Below are 15,025 nucleotides of genomic sequence, written 5' to 3' on the forward strand. Positions count from 1 at the left end.
GGGCGGCCTAGCGGGGCGCGGCGCTGATGGAAGGGTGCCAGTAACAACGACATAGAGCAAGCAGCATGCCGATCTCGTTGCGGGACGCGTGCCGGTGCTGCCGATCGCGAAGACGATCGGTGGTCCGGGCGCGTCCTTTTGCGATGTCTTGACTTTCGTGGCGAGGGGAGCTATGATTAGTTTGTGAGTTAGTAATTTAGTAATCTAGTAAATAACTTATTTCGATATAGTTCAGATTCGGATGGAGGATATAGAAGATGAAAATTCCTACAAATCTAAAGCATAAACCTGTCATTGTCTCGGAAAATTACGAGAACGTGGACGGACGTTATTCGGGACATTCCGATGCGAAGGGGCTTTCCCTCGGCCTCGCACAATGGAATGACCGCGGCAAGGTCGATATCTCGGCCAAAGTATGGCGGTATACCGGGGAGAAATGGTCCCGACAGTCGGAGGAGCTGCCGCTTCACCGCGTGCTCGACCTGGCGATCCTCGTCTGCCGGAGCATGGTTCATTTTCGCGAAGCGTATCGTTATGAGGACTTGTACGATCCGGACAATCCGGTGCTGGACCGCATCGGATTGCAAGGAGATGCGATGACGGTGGCGGTATGCACCGACAACGAGAAGATTAAGGAAGATATCAAGCTGTTCAGCCAGGCGCTCAGCGACGACGACGAACTGAATGGCGAGCGCCTGCGGACATTGTCCGCCTTGTTGAAGGAGATGGGCTACTGATACGGATAAAGCAACCAGGCCGCATGAGAGCCGCGTGAGAAAGGAGAAGCCGTCATGACACTGGATAAGCAGAGAAAGAAAGAGCTGGCCTCGGCCTACCAGAATTCGTTCCGGCCGATGGGCGTCTACCAGATTCGCAATGTGAAGAACGGGAAAATCCTTGTGGAGGGCACGATGGATCTGGACGGAGCCAAAAATCGGCTCGAATTCATGAAGCAGACGAAGTTGAACAACATCCCGGAGCTGAAGCAGGATTGGGAGCAGTATGGCGGGGATTGCTTCGTATTCGAGGAGCTTGATCGGGTTAAGCCCCGGGAAGAGAGCGTCGCCGACCGTTCCGAATTGAAGAAGTACCGGGACGAGGTGGGCGCGCTGCTGGAACTGTGGATCGAGAAGCTGCAGCCGTTTGGAGATGCAGGATATAATAAACCGAAGCGCAAGCCTTAAGCTCAGGAACCGGCCGGAGGGCCGGTTTTTTGCTGTGCATGGGATCCTAGGGGGAGGGATTACGGCGTGTCTACTTGAGTGGCGGTTCCCGGCTGGGCGAGTCAATACGTGTGAATCCTGCTAATATACAGTATTTTATTGCATTAGAGGGTGTTTTTACTATAAATCCTGCAAAAGCGGCTAGGCCCCCTATATCTGGAGTCATGTCCACCAAAAAAGATGCGTTCTTAGAATTGCTTCCTATTTCGCGTGGTTACACGGCCCGATGATATTTTGATCGGTCCTCCAGCGTCATGACCCACTTTGAGTATTCCGATGGTGACATGCTCTTTAGGCTACCATGCATTCTGCGGTTGTTGTAGAAATCCATGTAACGATCAAGTGCTTCATAGGCCTCTTCAAATGTCATAAATTCCGTCAGGCTGAACAGATCACGTTCGAGTAAGCTATGAAATGACTCAATGTAGGCATTCATATTCGGACTGCGTGGCGGGATGCGTTCATGGACGATCTCCAGACTCTCGCACGTATCACCAAACAACTTGCTGACAAACTGAGGCCCGTTGTCGGTGCGGACGGTGGGCAACTCATCGCCGGGATTCAGCCGTTCTTGTAGCGCCCGGCATAGTGTCTGTACGACGTGCTTGGCCTCACACACGGAACCCCGGTATTGTCCGACGACGACGCGGTCAAATACATCGATGATACTGAGCACGAAAAAGAAACGCTGGCGCCCAATCACGTACCCATATTTAATATCAATTTGCCATAGCTGGTTCACCCCGGTTACCGTCCGGTTTCTCGGTACTCTTCGAGGATGTTTGCTTGTTTTCTTCCGTTGTTTCTGAAGAATTCCTAACTCTTTGCAAATGCGGTACGCCTTTTTCTTGTTTAGAATCAATCCACGTTGTCTGCGGAGGCACAGCGCCAAATTCTTATACCCATAAATGTGCTCTTCTCCTTCCAGGAGTTCGAGCATCCATTCTTTAATCTGTTCATCTGAAACTTTCCGGCCCGTATTCGTAGAGGAAAATCCAGGCACAGGACGCCCTTTTAGAGCGCATGAAGCCTGTTCTTCGGTACTGGATGCCTCTCGTTTCTTCCGGCCATAGTACGTCGATTCGCGAACTTTCAGGATACGCAGAACTTTAGCTGCTGCATGCCCCCGCTTAATAAACGGTTCTGCTATTTCAAGTCTTTCAGATAAGCGGGGTTCTTCTTTTTTACGACTTCTCGTAGGATCTCGATCTCAAGCTCTTTTTCACCCAGGAGCTTTTTTGCCTGCTCGAACTTTGCCTCTACCTCTTGAAGTCGACGGAGTTCTTGCAGATGCTCGTCTGCTGCGGGTATCTCCTCTTGGCTAATTTCGTCACGGTGGTCTCTAACCCAAACACGTACCGTCTCCGGATGGACACCGTACATTCGGGCAAGTGTTCCCACCTTAATGCCGGCCATTGCTTCCTTTACAATTTGCAGGCGTTTTTCCTTGCTAAAGTGCTTTCCCATACTAGTTGTCCCCCTCTGATAACAGCTTATAATATTGGAGCCGGAAGCTCCAGTTTAATTAGGGGGCCTAGGAGAAAGTGCAGGAATTTACACGTTTTCGCGGGATTGGAGCCGTAGCGGGCCGAAATTGATGTATATTTGCAGGATTCCATGCAGCGTTAATCGCCCCTGAGGAAATTCCTGCGTTTCTGCAGCTTTCGATGCTGGTAGAGTGCTATGTGGGAGACTGCAATCCTGGCAGGCTGCAATGCTGGCCGAGTGCAATGCTGACAGAGTGCTATGTGGCAGGCTGCAATGCTGGCAAAAAGCAAGGGTGTCGATAGAGGGTGAAGAGGAGTTGATATAGCCGGAGATAGTCTATTGAACTAGCGAACGTACGCGTGGTAGATTGATGGTGATATGATCATTTCGGAGGGTAGCAATCATGTTCCATGCCTGTCATTTGCCGTTGAAGAACGTGCTCACGATCGGGTGAATGAGAAGGATCATGGAGTGAGGAAGAGGGGCGGCCATTTGCCATGACTACACTGCTCGTAGTGGAGGACGATATTAGCTTGAATAAGGGCATTGCCCTTACGCTTGCCCGGGACGGGGTTACGATTCGACAGGCTTACGATTTGGCCACGGCGGATAAACTGTTTTCGAACGGTTCTATCAATTTGATTATCCTCGACGTGAACCTGCCTGACGGCAGCGGCCTGGATTTCTGTGAGCGGATACGCCTGACATCCCGGGTTCCGATCGTATTTTTGACGGCTAACGATCTGGAGTCGGACATTGTGACTGGGTTGGAGCTGGGCGGGGATGACTATATTACGAAGCCGTTCAGCCTGATGGTGCTGCGCGCGCGAGTTATGGCCGTGTTGAGAAGGATGGACCCGCAGCAAGAAGACAAGTTGACGATCGGCGATCTGGTATTCGATTTCGGGAACATGGAGTTTCGCAAACGGGGCCGGTCTTTGACGCTAAGCCGAACCGAGCAGAAGCTGCTCAAGGCATTGGTCGCGAACCGGGGGACGATTCTTACCCGAGAGCAGCTCATGGATCGGGTATGGGCGAATGAGGCGGAGTTCGTAGACGAGAACGCCTTAACGGTGACCGTGAAACGCTTGCGGGCGAAGATCGAAGACGAGCCATCTGCGCCCAAATTCATTAAAACCGTCTACGGCCTAGGCTATGTATGGGCTGAGGGGACCGGTTATGAATAAGCGCCTAGAGATCGAATTCAAACGGATTTATGTCATTTTCTCCTCGATATTCCTCCTGCTGGTCCTCGGCTATGTGGCCGGGATGCTGTATATGACCGGATTTGACGGGGCGGCCGGATGGCTTAGCTTTTGGTTCGCCGCTGCCATGCTCGTAACGGGAGGAACCTGGATCCGGATGCTTCAATCGAAGGTTGCGGCCGCGATCCATACGGTCCATGATATCGTAGACGGGGCGATGAGCGGGCGGGAACGGATCACGGGTTATGCGGACACGAGTCTGTCAGCCCTGGAGCACACGTTAATCCGGTATATCGATATGTCGAAGGCTCATGAAAAGGCAAATAAAGAGGAGAAAAATAATATCAAGGCGCTTATCTCCGACATTTCCCATCAAACGAAAACACCGTTGTCCAACATCGTTCTATACAGTCAGCTGCTTGAGGAGAGCCATCAGCCGGGCGAGGACGGAGAGGAGATCCGCCACCTCGTGGCTCAGATCAGAGGTCAATCCGAAAAGCTGAATTGGCTGATCCAATCGCTGATCAAGATGTCCCGCCTGGAAACGGGGATCATCGCGATAAGAGCTTCTGTCCACCCGGTGCTGCAGACGATAACCGGAGCCGTATCGCAGATTTACGCCGAAGCGGAACAAAAGCATATCGAGATCGCGATATGCTGCGATCCAGAAACGGCAGCCAGTCATGATCGGAAATGGACAGGCGAGGCACTGTTTAACATTTTGGAAAATGCGGTGAAGTATAGTGAGCCTGGGGGACGAATACATATTGCAGTCCATCCCGGAGAAATGTTCTGCCGCATCGACATCGCCGATCAGGGCATCGGCATCGAAGAGAGCGAACTGAACCTCATTTTCCAGCGTTTTTACCGATGCCAAAAGGCGGCGGAATATGAAGGCGTGGGCATTGGCCTGTATCTGGCCAGGGAAATCATCACCTCCCAGGGCGGGTATATCCGGGCTGCTTCGACACCGGGGGAGGGGACGGCGTTCTCGGTGTTCTTGCCTGCGGTGTAGGCGATTGTGTCAACACTGATATATTTTAGACACGGGAATGTTAGATTCGTGTGCTACATTTAGTCTGTACCTAGGATACAGACTATTTATTTTGGGAGATGACTGTCTTGCCAATCCTGGAAGTTGACAATCTGAAGAAATATTACGGCAAAGGGGAACCGATCGTAAAAGCGCTCGACGGTATCTCCCTGACCGTAGAGAAGGGCGAGTTCGTGGCTATCGTCGGCACGAGCGGCAGCGGCAAAAGCACGCTGCTTCATATGATCGGCGGGCTGGACCGGGCGACGGAAGGCAAGGTTTACGTGGACGGGAACGATATTTTCGGCATGAACGATGAGAATCTGACCGTGTTCCGGCGCAGGTCGGTCGGGTTTGTGTTTCAGAGCTATAATCTGATTCCGATTCTTAACGTATACGAAAATATCGTGCTGCCGATTGAACTGGATGGAGCCCGCGTGGATAAGCCGCATGTAGATCAGGTCATAGGGGCGCTCGGACTGAAGGAGAAAATTCATATGCTGCCGTCCAACCTGTCCGGCGGGCAGCAGCAAAGAGTGGCGATTGCAAGGGCGCTGGCGACCAAGCCATCTATCTTATTGGCGGACGAGCCTACCGGGAATCTGGACAGCAAGACAAGTCAAGAGGTGCTGATCCTGATGAAGCAGATGAGCGAGAAGTTCAATCAGACCATGGTGATGATTACCCATAACGAAGAGATCGCGCAGACCGCCGACAGGGTGATCCGGATCGAGGACGGCCGAATCGCAAGCCGATCCGAAGCCGGCCGGAGGTGAGAACGCATGATCCGTACGAACAATGGGAGAACCGTATTCCATATCGCGAAGAGAAGCTTGCAGGCGAACCGGCTGCGCAACCTGATCATCGTGTGTGCGGCAGTCTTGACCACGCTGCTGATCACCTCCGTTTTTACCATGGGATTCAGTCTCAATAGGTCTATGGAACTTGCGCAAATGAAAACGGCGGGAAGTGATTTCCACGGCAGCTTCAAATACCTCAAGCCGGATGAGGCGGAGAAGCTGATGCGGCATCCGTCGGTCAAGCAATATGGAAAATCCGTGTTGGTTGGCCGTGCCGCAAACGCAGCATTCAAAGGAACGACGGTGGAAATCCATCATATTGACGAAAGTACGGCAGAACATAGCTTTATCACATTCAAGGAGGGGGGCCTTCCTTCCCGAGAAAATGAAATTGCGATGAACACCTGGACACTGGATCTGCTCGGCGTTCCTTATGAAATAGGGGCAAAGGTCCGGCTGGATATGGACATCAACGGTCAGCACATGTCCAAAGACTTCATCTTATCGGGTTATTACGAGACGGATCGGTATGTGGCGATGGCGGGGCTGGTGTTTGTATCGGAGTCTTTCGTACAGAAAAACATGGCGCACATCGATCCGGAAGCGTCCAGGCGGACGGGCAGTTATGCCAATACAATAAGACTGGAGGTCATGTTCAACAACGCTTGGGATATCGAGAAGAAGATCAAGAACGTTCTATCCGAGACCGGGGTAGACGCGTCTTACGGGGTGAACTGGGCCTATACGAGTGTATCCTTTTCTGAAAATATCGCCCATGCACTGCCCTATGCCGGGCTGGTGCTCATCATTATGCTGAGCGGTTATCTGCTGATCTACAATATTTTTCATATTTCGGTGGTCAAGGATATTACCTTTTACGGTCTATTGAAGACGATTGGAACCACACCCAGGCAGCTTAGGAAGATCATCTCCATTCAGGCCAATCTATTATATGTGGTCGCTCTGCCCCTCGGCCTTGCCTTAGGTTACGGGATCGGACGCTGGGTAACGCCGATGATAACAGGCCTGTCTTCTGAAAAGATAGAGACCTCGCATTCGGCCAGTCCGTTCATTTTCGCGGGGGCGGCGCTGTTCTCCTATATGACGGTCCGGATTGCTGCAAATAAGCCGGGCAGGATGGCGGCAAGGATTGCGCCCGTCGAGGCGGTGAAGTTTGCCGGGATCAGGGGAAGCAGCAGAAGGAAAACCAGGAGAACCGTTCATGGAGCAAGGCTATCGAGAATGTCCCTGGCGAATCTGCTTCGGCACAAGAAAAAGCTGTTCCTGATGCTGGCCTCGCTGTCACTGAGCATTATTCTGTTCGGCACGGTCTACACCGTAATCTCATCGTTCAATATGAACAAATACTTGAATTCCTTCATCTCGGGGGACTTCGTTGTCAAAGAAGCTTCCGCAGGCGGCAGAAGGGCTATCGATAAGGCCGGCTATGCGCTGACGGAGGACATTGCCAAGGCGCTAGGGGCAATTGCTGGCGTGAAGAGTCTGGATAAGGTGTATTACAAGGAAGTTCAGTTCAAGCTCGATGAAGCGGTCCGATCCCTGCTGGAGCCTGTGGCGGCGGCTGAAGATCCCGGCATGCCTGTTTTTACATCTGTTTTGGAAAATGGAGCGGTATGGGTGCAGCTTCATGGGATCGATAGCGGTTGGATCGACGTGATTCAGAAGAGCGATATTGCAGCCGGCGCATTTGACAGGGAAAAATTCGACTCCGGGGACTACGTATTGATTACGGAAACGGCATTAGAAGAAGATCAATATGCAAGTTATTATCAACCGGGCGACCGTATCAAGCTGGACGGCATGGAAAAAAGCTATGCGGTGCTGGCGGTGATGAAGCCGGATGCGCTCTATGCGGCAGGGACGCAGTCTTATCGCAGCGGGGGCTTCAATGTGTATTTCCCGGCGCATGAGCTCGTCCATTCGCTCGACAACCCTGCGATTCTCTCCGTTACACTTCACGCCGCTCCTGACAAGCGGGATCAGGTGGCGCGCGATGCGAAGGCCGTAATTGACTCCTCTCCAGAGCTGATGATGATATCGAGGGAAGATTACACCAAGGAGATGCATGGGTTCATCCGCATTTTCCAAACGGTCGGTTATGGATTAAGCTCGGTCATCGCCATGATTGGCATCTTGAACTATATCAATACGGTCATTACCGGGGTACTCTCGCGGCGGAATGAATTCGCCATGCTGGAAAGCATCGGCATGACCAAAAAGCAGCTGAAGAAAATGCTTGTGTATGAAGGGCTATACAGTGTGTTGTTCACAAGCGCAATTGCGGGAACGGCGGGCATGTACATCATCTACCGGGTTGGGAAAGGGATATCGGAAAGTCTGGCCTTTACGGAGTTCACCATGAACATATGGCCCATCGCGTCCCTCATTCCGCTGCTGGTCATGATCTCCTTGGTCGTAACGCTTGCCGCTTATCAAGCGCTGTCCACATCGACTATCGCGGAACGGCTCAAGGCCGTGGAATAGCTAGGATCGCGGGAACGAATAAATCCGTGAGCGGAAGCCGTTCCATCGATCAGGCAATGCCGAGGTCCAGGACGGGCCTGCGGCATCGCCGGAGGATGTCGGCATGGACAGGGACAGGCTCGAACAAGCGGCCGCCTCGCTCGCCGACGAGCCGATCTATGCCCTGGTTGTCGTGAAAGAGGGGCATATCGTACCGGAATAGTATCAGAAGGGATATCATTCCGGACGCAGACTATTGATGGCTTCCCCGCCTTGAGGACCGATGCAGGCAAGTGACGGCCCGAGCATCCCGCTTGCGGATCCAAAAGCCTCCCGAACCGCACGAAGCGGATCAGGAGGCGGGAAGCGGATATCCGTGTCAACTCGGCACGTGCACGCCGTTACTGGAATTGCAGCGGCAAGGAGGCGAATCCGCGCATCAGATAAGTGGGCTGCCATTCGAGCCGCTCGGGCGGCACGGCCAGCTTCATGCGGCTTCGGCGTTGCAAGAGCGTGCCGATTGCAATCCGTCCTTCCAGGCGGGCGAGCGGAGCCCCCAGGCAATGATGGATCCCCAGTCCGAACGCGATATGATGGTTCCGCTCCCGGGACAAGATCAGCCGATCCGGCTGCTTGAAGTACTCGGGATCGCGGTTGGCCGAGGCAAGCGCGACAAGCACCATGTCCCCCTTCGAGATGAGCTTGCCGTTCCATTCATAATCTTCTCCAATCCAGCGGTTCGTGGCGAATTCGACCGGGCCCATGAACCGGAGCAATTCTTCGATGGCGGACTCCATTAAGGAAGGGGCGTTCCGCAGCGCCTCCAGTTCATCCGGATGAGTCAATAAGGTGAATATGCCATTGCCAATCAGGTTTACGGTCGTTTCATGGCCGGCTATGATCAGCAGGAGAATCGTCGATATCAGTTCCTTTTCCGACAAGGCGTCCCCTTCGGATTCCGCTTGCACCAACAAGGATAGCAGATCTTCCTTCGGATCTCGACGGCGCTTCTCGATCAGGGCCGTGATATAGTCCGTAAAAGCATCTATCTCCGATCCGATTTGCTGATATTTCTCCGGCACATTGATGGCCGAGACGAGCGCATGGGACCATTGGCGGAACTGATCCCTCTCTTCGGCGGGCAGACCCAGCATCTCGCATATGACAATAATCGGAAGGGGATAGGCATAATCTTGAATCAGATCCATCGAGGCCTGATCCTCCACTTGATCCAGCAGCCCATCCGCTATGCCCTGAATCCGATCCTTTAGCCTCTCAATCATGCGAGGGGTAAATGCCTTTTGCACGAGGCCGCGGAGACGGGTATGATCCGGCGGATCCGAATTGAGCATATGTCTGGTCATCAGGTCCATTTGCGAGGGGGGGAGCCCCATTTCATCGGGCGTGACGAATTGGAACAGATTTTTCTTCAAATGATCGGCTTTCAGGGCGGCTGCGGCGTCCTTATAGCGTGTCACGATCCAGGCTGTCCTGCCGTTGGGCAGGGTAATCCGGTGAAGCGGATCATGTTCTCTGAGCTTCTCATACAGCGCATAGGCATGATCCTTAAAATCGGATGAAAAAGGATTGATCGTCGGGACGGTTGGGCTTGTGGCCATTCGAGCGCCTCCTTCATTCATTTTTCATGGTTACCGGACAGGTATACCCACACTTAATAATTATACTATAAATAGTTATATATACCATCATGTACATATATTTCTCTTTTTTGATGCTCAGCCGATTGGGGAAATGATGAATCCAGGGCGGCGGAAACGGAATATTCATTGGAAATACTTGACTTCCCGCCATATCGAAATTATAGTAATCAGTAATATAACTACTAGAAATGGGTTTGCCGGATTTCGCCCGGATCCAGGAGAACGGTTCGCTTCGTCGTGAGCCGTTTTTCTGCCATTCTTTTTAAGTAGTTGGTCTAATAACGTCTAAAAAAGGAGAGAGGATCAATGACGAAAGAATTGTTTTTGGAAGATTGTTATCTGCAGGAATGCGAGGCGGCTGTGATGGAAGCGGAGGAGGACAAGATTATCCTGGATCAGACCGTACTGTATCCCGCAGGAGGAGGGCAGGAGCATGACACCGGCATCCTGGAGCAGGATGGGCGGACGTACGAGGTCTACAGCGTAAAGCGGGAGGGCGGCCGCATTGTCCACTATGTGAGGAGCGGAGCGGACTTGACGCTTGGGCCGGTTCGCGTGCGAGTGAATTGGGAGCGCCGCTTGGGGCTGATGCGCCATCACACCCTGCTGCATGTGCTTGGCGCGGTCGTCTACCAAAAGTACGGCGCTTTGTGCACGGGGAATCAGATTTACCCAGATCGGGCGCGCATCGACTTCAACCAGCTTCAGGACCTGACGCCGGAGCAGCGGGATGAGATCGTGTTGGAAGCGAATCGCATCATTGCGGCGGATTTCCCGATCTCATACCGGACCGTCAGCAGGGAAGAGGCGGAGAATATTCCGGGCATGATTAAGACGGTCGCCAGCCTGCTGCCGCCTTCTGTCCGCGCCGTCCGTCTCGTAGCCATCGGATCGGTCGACGAACAAGCCTGCGGGGGCACCCACGTCCGAAGCACCGGAGAAATTGGCGGGATGGAGATAACCGATATGAAAAGCAAGGGAAAAAACAATAAACGGCTGGAGGTAAGAGTGGTATAAGCCGGCAATTTTCAGTTGGACGACCGGTTTTCCAGGGCCAGGTCGCCATTCTTTTGCGGTTCATGGCAGCAACATGGCAACAAACGTGGAAATCCTGCAAAATTACAGCTTTTTATCGCGATGATGGGGGAATTCGTTGCAATTCCTGCGTGGCTGCAGGAATTCGGCCGTTGCAGCCGAATTGGAGCCGTAACGGGTTGAAAATGATGTATATTTGCAGGATTCCAGTGAGCGTTAAGCGGCTGTGAGGTAAATCCTGCATTTTTGGAGCTTCAGTGTATCGGATGCTGGTCTTATTCACGCATCCGGTCAGGCTTAGCGGGACAAGGGAGCAGCCGCGGTGCCCCACAGGGGCGCTTCCGTCCTATTGCGGCGTCATTGCAGCCGGGGGAATTCATCGCCGATGAAGAACCTTCCAGCCGGGGCCCCCCTCGCCCGCGGAACCGAGGGCCCTCGTCCAGGGGAGCCCTCTTTTTCTATCACTACCGCCTGTTAAAAAAGTACAGTGATATCTTTACTATCGTTGGTGTTCATGCCGCGCCTCCTTCATGTATGTTCATCTCGTAAGGAGAATCTACGAGGCAAAGGGGATGGATGATGTTGAGTAAAAGAAATCGAGGCGTACGGATGCGGATCGCGGCATGCGCGCTGGCGTTGTTCATGCTGATGGGGCAGCCTGTAACAGGGGCCGGCGCCGCAGACGCATATGCCGCAGACAAGGGCTCCGCCGCCGCAGACGCATATGCTGCAGACAACGGCTCCGCCGCCAAGTCGCGGACGCAAACCGACCCCGGGAGCGGGATCGGGGCGCGCACAGCTTCGCAGCATGATCTGGATGTGATCTACCGTGACCTGGGGGGATATCCTTCCGTATCGGCCACCTACAATGGAGGCGTCGCCGCCATCGGGGACAACGCCTTCGTGCTGGCCGCCAATCCGGATACGACGCCGATTCTGGCGGCTGCCCGTTACGGCGCCGGCCGGGTCGTCGTCGCCGGGGACGATTCTTACTTCAAATTCACCTCCGATATGACCGATGAACGCCGCACGGTCGCTCGCAATCTCCTCATCTGGGCCACCGAGCAAGCGGAGCCGCTCACGTACCAGGATGCGCTCGACGGCGCAGGCACGCTGCCTCTGCTCACGGCGACAAGCAAGAACTTTTCCGCAGATTCCCGCTATCCGATTGAAGTGGTGAGAAGTGATTCCTTCCTTGCGTTCGATCTGGATCCCGCCCGCTACCCGGTGGCCTATGTGGACGCGACGATGAAGCAGGACGAGATCGATGCGCTGGCTTCCTACGTGGAGCGTGGGGGCAGCATCGTCGTGGCGATGAAGGGATGGGTCATGGAGCAATATCCGAATGTGTTCCTCGGGGAGACGTACCAGGGACGCGCGGCCAAGCTGAGCGAGGATTATCCTCTGCAGCGGCTGCTGAACCGGATGGGGCTCGGCCTGATGAACAATACAGCCACCACGAAGACGGAGACGCTCCCCAGGCTGACGGAAGAGGCGGCAAACCATTATCACGCGGCTGCTCTCGTCGATCAAGCGAAGCTCGTAGAAGCCGGGCAGTTGGATCCCAATCAGCTCGGGATAGGCCCGGCGGGAGCCGATGCGAAGAAGAAGCTGCAGGTGCTGGCAGCCATCACCGGGGGCACCTTCGGCGGCCTGACCCCTGAGAGTCCGATGTATGCGCGGATTCAGCAGGATGCCGAGCATCTGGACACGGATCTGAGCTTCCCGCTCGACCGCTCCCTCGCTCCTTATTCCAGCGCCCTGCTCGCGTATAAGTTAAGTCTCGTCGGCAATCAGCTTGACGCTCCCAAATCCCCGTATGCCGACAACTTCCCGGGCCCCGTTCCCGCCGATGCGCCGAGAGTGCGGCAGAAGACGGTCACCGTTGATTTTGACTACTCGACCTTCGATGATTTGCGCCAAGGCACGGTGCCGAAAAATTGGATCAGCACCGGATTATATGCGCCGGCAGGGGAATGGCTGACGATTCATGCTCCCGAAGGAACTTCCGGGCTGGATGTGCAGGCGGGGGCGCATACGGATAATTTGACGAGCCAAAACGTATGGAAGCGCATTCCGGTCGTCACCCAGCGGAAGACGCTGGCGCCGGGCGAGAATCGGATTCGCAGCCCGTACGGCGGACTTCTCTATCTCATTCCGACGAAGCCGCAGGCAGGCGTGCGGAAGGAGATTGCGATTGAGGGCGGGGTCGAGGCTCCTTATTATGTGCTCGGCGAGACGATGGAGGAAGAGTGGAGATCGGCCATCAGCCAGCGCCCGGCGCCGTGGGCCGAGCTGCAAGGCCGCCGGGTCATCTTGACGCTGCCTTCCGAATATGTGCGGAATCTCGGCACTCCGAAGCCATTGCTGGAGCAATGGGATCGGATCGTGGACTACACGGATGAAGCCGCCGGCTTGTCTCCGGATGCGCCGCTGCCTCATCGCAGCGTGAATCTTCCGTTCCGCTACGTGGCGGACCGTCAGATCAGCGCCGGCTTCATGCATGCGGGCTACCCGATTATGTTCCAGATCGATCCGTCGGCGGCGCATGCGGTCGATATCGAGCGGGTCACGCGCAATGGCTGGGGCTTCTGGCATGAGACCGGGCATGAATATCAGCAGGGCCCGTGGAATTGGGACGTCACCGGGGAAGTGACGGTCAATATTTACTCCCTGTACGTGCAGCAGAAGTTTGGCAATCCAAGCAATCTGCTCACCCGCAATCATGAAGGCCAGGATTTCTATGATCGCGCCCGGGATTATTTGGAGCAGAGCGATCCGGCCGCGACCGTATACGGCAAGTCCGGCCAGGATCTGTTCGTCAACCTGGTCCTGTTCCGCCAATTGTCGCTGGCTTACGGCTGGGATTTCTATCGCGAGCTGCACCGCGCTTATCGCGAAATGCCGGCGAATCAGCTTCCGGCGGACAATCAGGCCAAGATTGACCTGTTTGTCGTCATGGCCTCGAAGACGGCGGGGGAGGACTTGACCGAATTTTTCGATAAATGGTTCGTCAAATATACGCCCGGCACCGTGAAGGCCCAGATCGCGGCCCTGAACCTGCCGAAGCCTTCGCAGCCGATCTGGGAGCTGCGCGAGAGCGAAGGCATCGAGGCGCCGGTCATTGAGCTTGCGCCTGATCAGGAGTGGACCAAGGAGAAGGTGGAGGTAAAGGTGGCTAACCCCGCTCCGATAGAGGAAGGCTCCGGCTTGAGAAATCAGTACAAGATCGGGGAGGACGGCACATGGATCGAATACCGGGAGCCGTTCACGATCGACGCCGAGGGCGTGACGAACGTCTATGCCAGGGTGAGACAGCTCTCCGGAGTAACGAGCGACGAGGTGATGGCGAGCGTCAAGATCGACCGCACGGCTCCTGTCATTGAAGCCTCGGTTACAGAGACCGTCTATGGCAGCGCCCCGGTCACGCTGCCGATTGCGGCGACTGACGCCTTGAGCGGCATGCAGGCGATTACGGTGTTGCTGGATGGCGTTCCGCTGGAGGCTCCTTATATCATCGTTCCGTCGGAGCTAGCGGCAGGACGTCATGAATTGAAGATTACGGCGTCTGATCATGCAGGGAATATTCGTGAAGCAACTCTTGCCTTCACAGTAGTGAAGGCGGTCTCGGTGCAGGATCTGTATGAGGCGATGGATCGGGCGGAGGCCGAGGGGCGGATTACGAATCGCGGCATCGTTCAGGCGTTGAAAAGTCATGCGAAGGTGGAGAAGGGGGACTTGAACGACCTGGACACATATCGGGCGCTGGAGCAGTTCATTCAGGCCCAGTCCGGCAAGCATATCGACGAGCAGACAGCCGGGGAACTGCTTCGCCTTATTGCGCAACTGCAAGATGCGCAGAATCGACATTCATATTGGAAGCCATTCTTCCGCAGGGAAGGATGGCTTCTCTGCTTCTGGAAGCAGAGGAGCAACCCGCGCCAGTATAGGGAAGAACGCCGGATTACCTTAAAAATCGTCAGCCCATTTTTAAAATAAGCAGTCCCCGATCTTAAATTCATACGGTCCCGGCGGTAAAGTCGGGAGTATTCAAGGACCGGAGCATTCCGGTATCGTAAAAAGAGTAAGGCAAGAG

Annotated in this window: 11 protein-coding genes; 8 read left to right on the top strand and 3 right to left on the bottom strand. The window is 54.5% G+C overall.

Annotated features, from left to right (window positions below; translation table 11 throughout):
* Window positions 1-257: 257 nt before the first annotated feature.
* Together L6439_RS11530 and L6439_RS11535 are read left to right on the top strand one after the other, a co-directional pair.
* Complete coding sequence (locus tag L6439_RS11530) at window positions 258-737, top strand: DUF6530 family protein (protein ID WP_168177969.1); 480 nt, start codon at window positions 258-260, stop codon at window positions 735-737.
* 54 nt (window positions 738-791) lie between these two features.
* Window positions 792-1,184 (top strand): GIY-YIG nuclease family protein, encoded by a 393-nt coding sequence (locus L6439_RS11535; protein WP_213469765.1) that lies wholly within the window; start codon window positions 792-794, stop codon window positions 1,182-1,184.
* 253 nt (window positions 1,185-1,437) lie between these two features.
* Here the strand turns inward: L6439_RS11535 and L6439_RS11540 are convergent, their stop codons facing one another.
* Window positions 1,438-2,373: an IS3 family transposase gene (locus L6439_RS11540; RefSeq protein WP_213471791.1), complete on the bottom strand. Its 936-nt coding sequence runs from the start codon at window positions 2,371-2,373 to the stop codon at window positions 1,438-1,440.
* Window positions 2,370-2,690 (bottom strand): transposase, encoded by a 321-nt coding sequence (locus L6439_RS11545; RefSeq protein WP_172879205.1) that lies wholly within the window; start codon window positions 2,688-2,690, stop codon window positions 2,370-2,372. The genes L6439_RS11540 and L6439_RS11545 overlap by 4 nt, the downstream gene beginning before the upstream one ends.
* 518 nt (window positions 2,691-3,208) lie before the next feature.
* On the opposite strand from L6439_RS11545, the gene L6439_RS11550 reads away from it, so the two are divergent.
* The 4 genes from L6439_RS11550 (at window position 3,209) to L6439_RS11565 (ending at window position 8,254) form a co-directional block, all read left to right on the top strand.
* The gene (locus tag L6439_RS11550; RefSeq protein WP_213471484.1) at window positions 3,209-3,898 is read left to right on the top strand and encodes a response regulator transcription factor; all 690 of its coding nucleotides are present in this window, start codon (window positions 3,209-3,211) and stop codon (window positions 3,896-3,898) included.
* On the top strand, window positions 3,891-4,931 hold the full coding sequence (locus L6439_RS11555; RefSeq protein WP_168177966.1) for a sensor histidine kinase: 1,041 nt from the start codon (window positions 3,891-3,893) through the stop codon (window positions 4,929-4,931). Before L6439_RS11550 ends, L6439_RS11555 begins: the two co-directional genes overlap by 8 nt.
* Before the next feature lie 107 nt (window positions 4,932-5,038).
* The gene (locus tag L6439_RS11560) at window positions 5,039-5,725 is read left to right on the top strand and encodes an ABC transporter ATP-binding protein (protein WP_168177965.1); all 687 of its coding nucleotides are present in this window, start codon (window positions 5,039-5,041) and stop codon (window positions 5,723-5,725) included.
* Between the two features lie 6 nt (window positions 5,726-5,731).
* On the top strand, window positions 5,732-8,254 hold the full coding sequence (locus tag L6439_RS11565) for an ABC transporter permease (RefSeq protein WP_213471485.1): 2,523 nt from the start codon (window positions 5,732-5,734) through the stop codon (window positions 8,252-8,254).
* Window positions 8,255-8,634: 380 nt separating this feature from the next.
* Here L6439_RS11565 and L6439_RS11570 read toward each other — a convergent pair whose 3' ends face one another.
* Window positions 8,635-9,852, bottom strand: coding sequence for a cytochrome P450 family protein (locus L6439_RS11570; RefSeq protein WP_213471486.1), 1,218 nt, complete (start codon window positions 9,850-9,852; stop codon window positions 8,635-8,637).
* Window positions 9,853-10,200: 348 nt separating this feature from the next.
* Between L6439_RS11570 and L6439_RS11575 the strand changes: the two genes are divergently transcribed.
* The gene (locus L6439_RS11575) at window positions 10,201-10,911 is read left to right on the top strand and encodes an alanyl-tRNA editing protein (protein ID WP_213471487.1); all 711 of its coding nucleotides are present in this window, start codon (window positions 10,201-10,203) and stop codon (window positions 10,909-10,911) included.
* A 594-nt stretch (window positions 10,912-11,505) separates the two neighbouring features.
* On the top strand, window positions 11,506-14,928 hold the full coding sequence (locus tag L6439_RS11580; protein WP_237096828.1) for a M60 family metallopeptidase: 3,423 nt from the start codon (window positions 11,506-11,508) through the stop codon (window positions 14,926-14,928).
* Window positions 14,929-15,025: the final 97 nt, after the last annotated feature.

The sequence above is a fragment of the Paenibacillus dendritiformis genome, assembly GCF_021654795.1.
In the GTDB taxonomy this organism is placed as follows: domain Bacteria; phylum Bacillota; class Bacilli; order Paenibacillales; family Paenibacillaceae; genus Paenibacillus_B.

Bases quoted from the DNA above. Each gene is read 5' to 3' on its own strand.
- L6439_RS11530 (WP_168177969.1), top strand. From the start codon at position 258: ATGAAAATTCCTACAAATCTAAAGCATAAACCTGTCATTGTCTCGGAA.
- L6439_RS11535 (WP_213469765.1), top strand. From the start codon at position 792: ATGACACTGGATAAGCAGAGAAAGAAAGAGCTGGCCTCGGCCTACCAG.
- L6439_RS11545 (WP_172879205.1), bottom strand. From the start codon at position 2,690: ATGGGAAAGCACTTTAGCAAGGAAAAACGCCTGCAAATTGTAAAGGAA.
- L6439_RS11550 (WP_213471484.1), top strand. From the start codon at position 3,209: ATGACTACACTGCTCGTAGTGGAGGACGATATTAGCTTGAATAAGGGC.
- L6439_RS11555 (WP_168177966.1), top strand. From the start codon at position 3,891: ATGAATAAGCGCCTAGAGATCGAATTCAAACGGATTTATGTCATTTTC.
- L6439_RS11565 (WP_213471485.1), top strand. From the start codon at position 5,732: ATGATCCGTACGAACAATGGGAGAACCGTATTCCATATCGCGAAGAGA.
- L6439_RS11570 (WP_213471486.1), bottom strand. From the start codon at position 9,852: ATGGCCACAAGCCCAACCGTCCCGACGATCAATCCTTTTTCATCCGAT.
- L6439_RS11575 (WP_213471487.1), top strand. From the start codon at position 10,201: ATGACGAAAGAATTGTTTTTGGAAGATTGTTATCTGCAGGAATGCGAG.
- L6439_RS11580 (WP_237096828.1), top strand. From the start codon at position 11,506: ATGATGTTGAGTAAAAGAAATCGAGGCGTACGGATGCGGATCGCGGCA.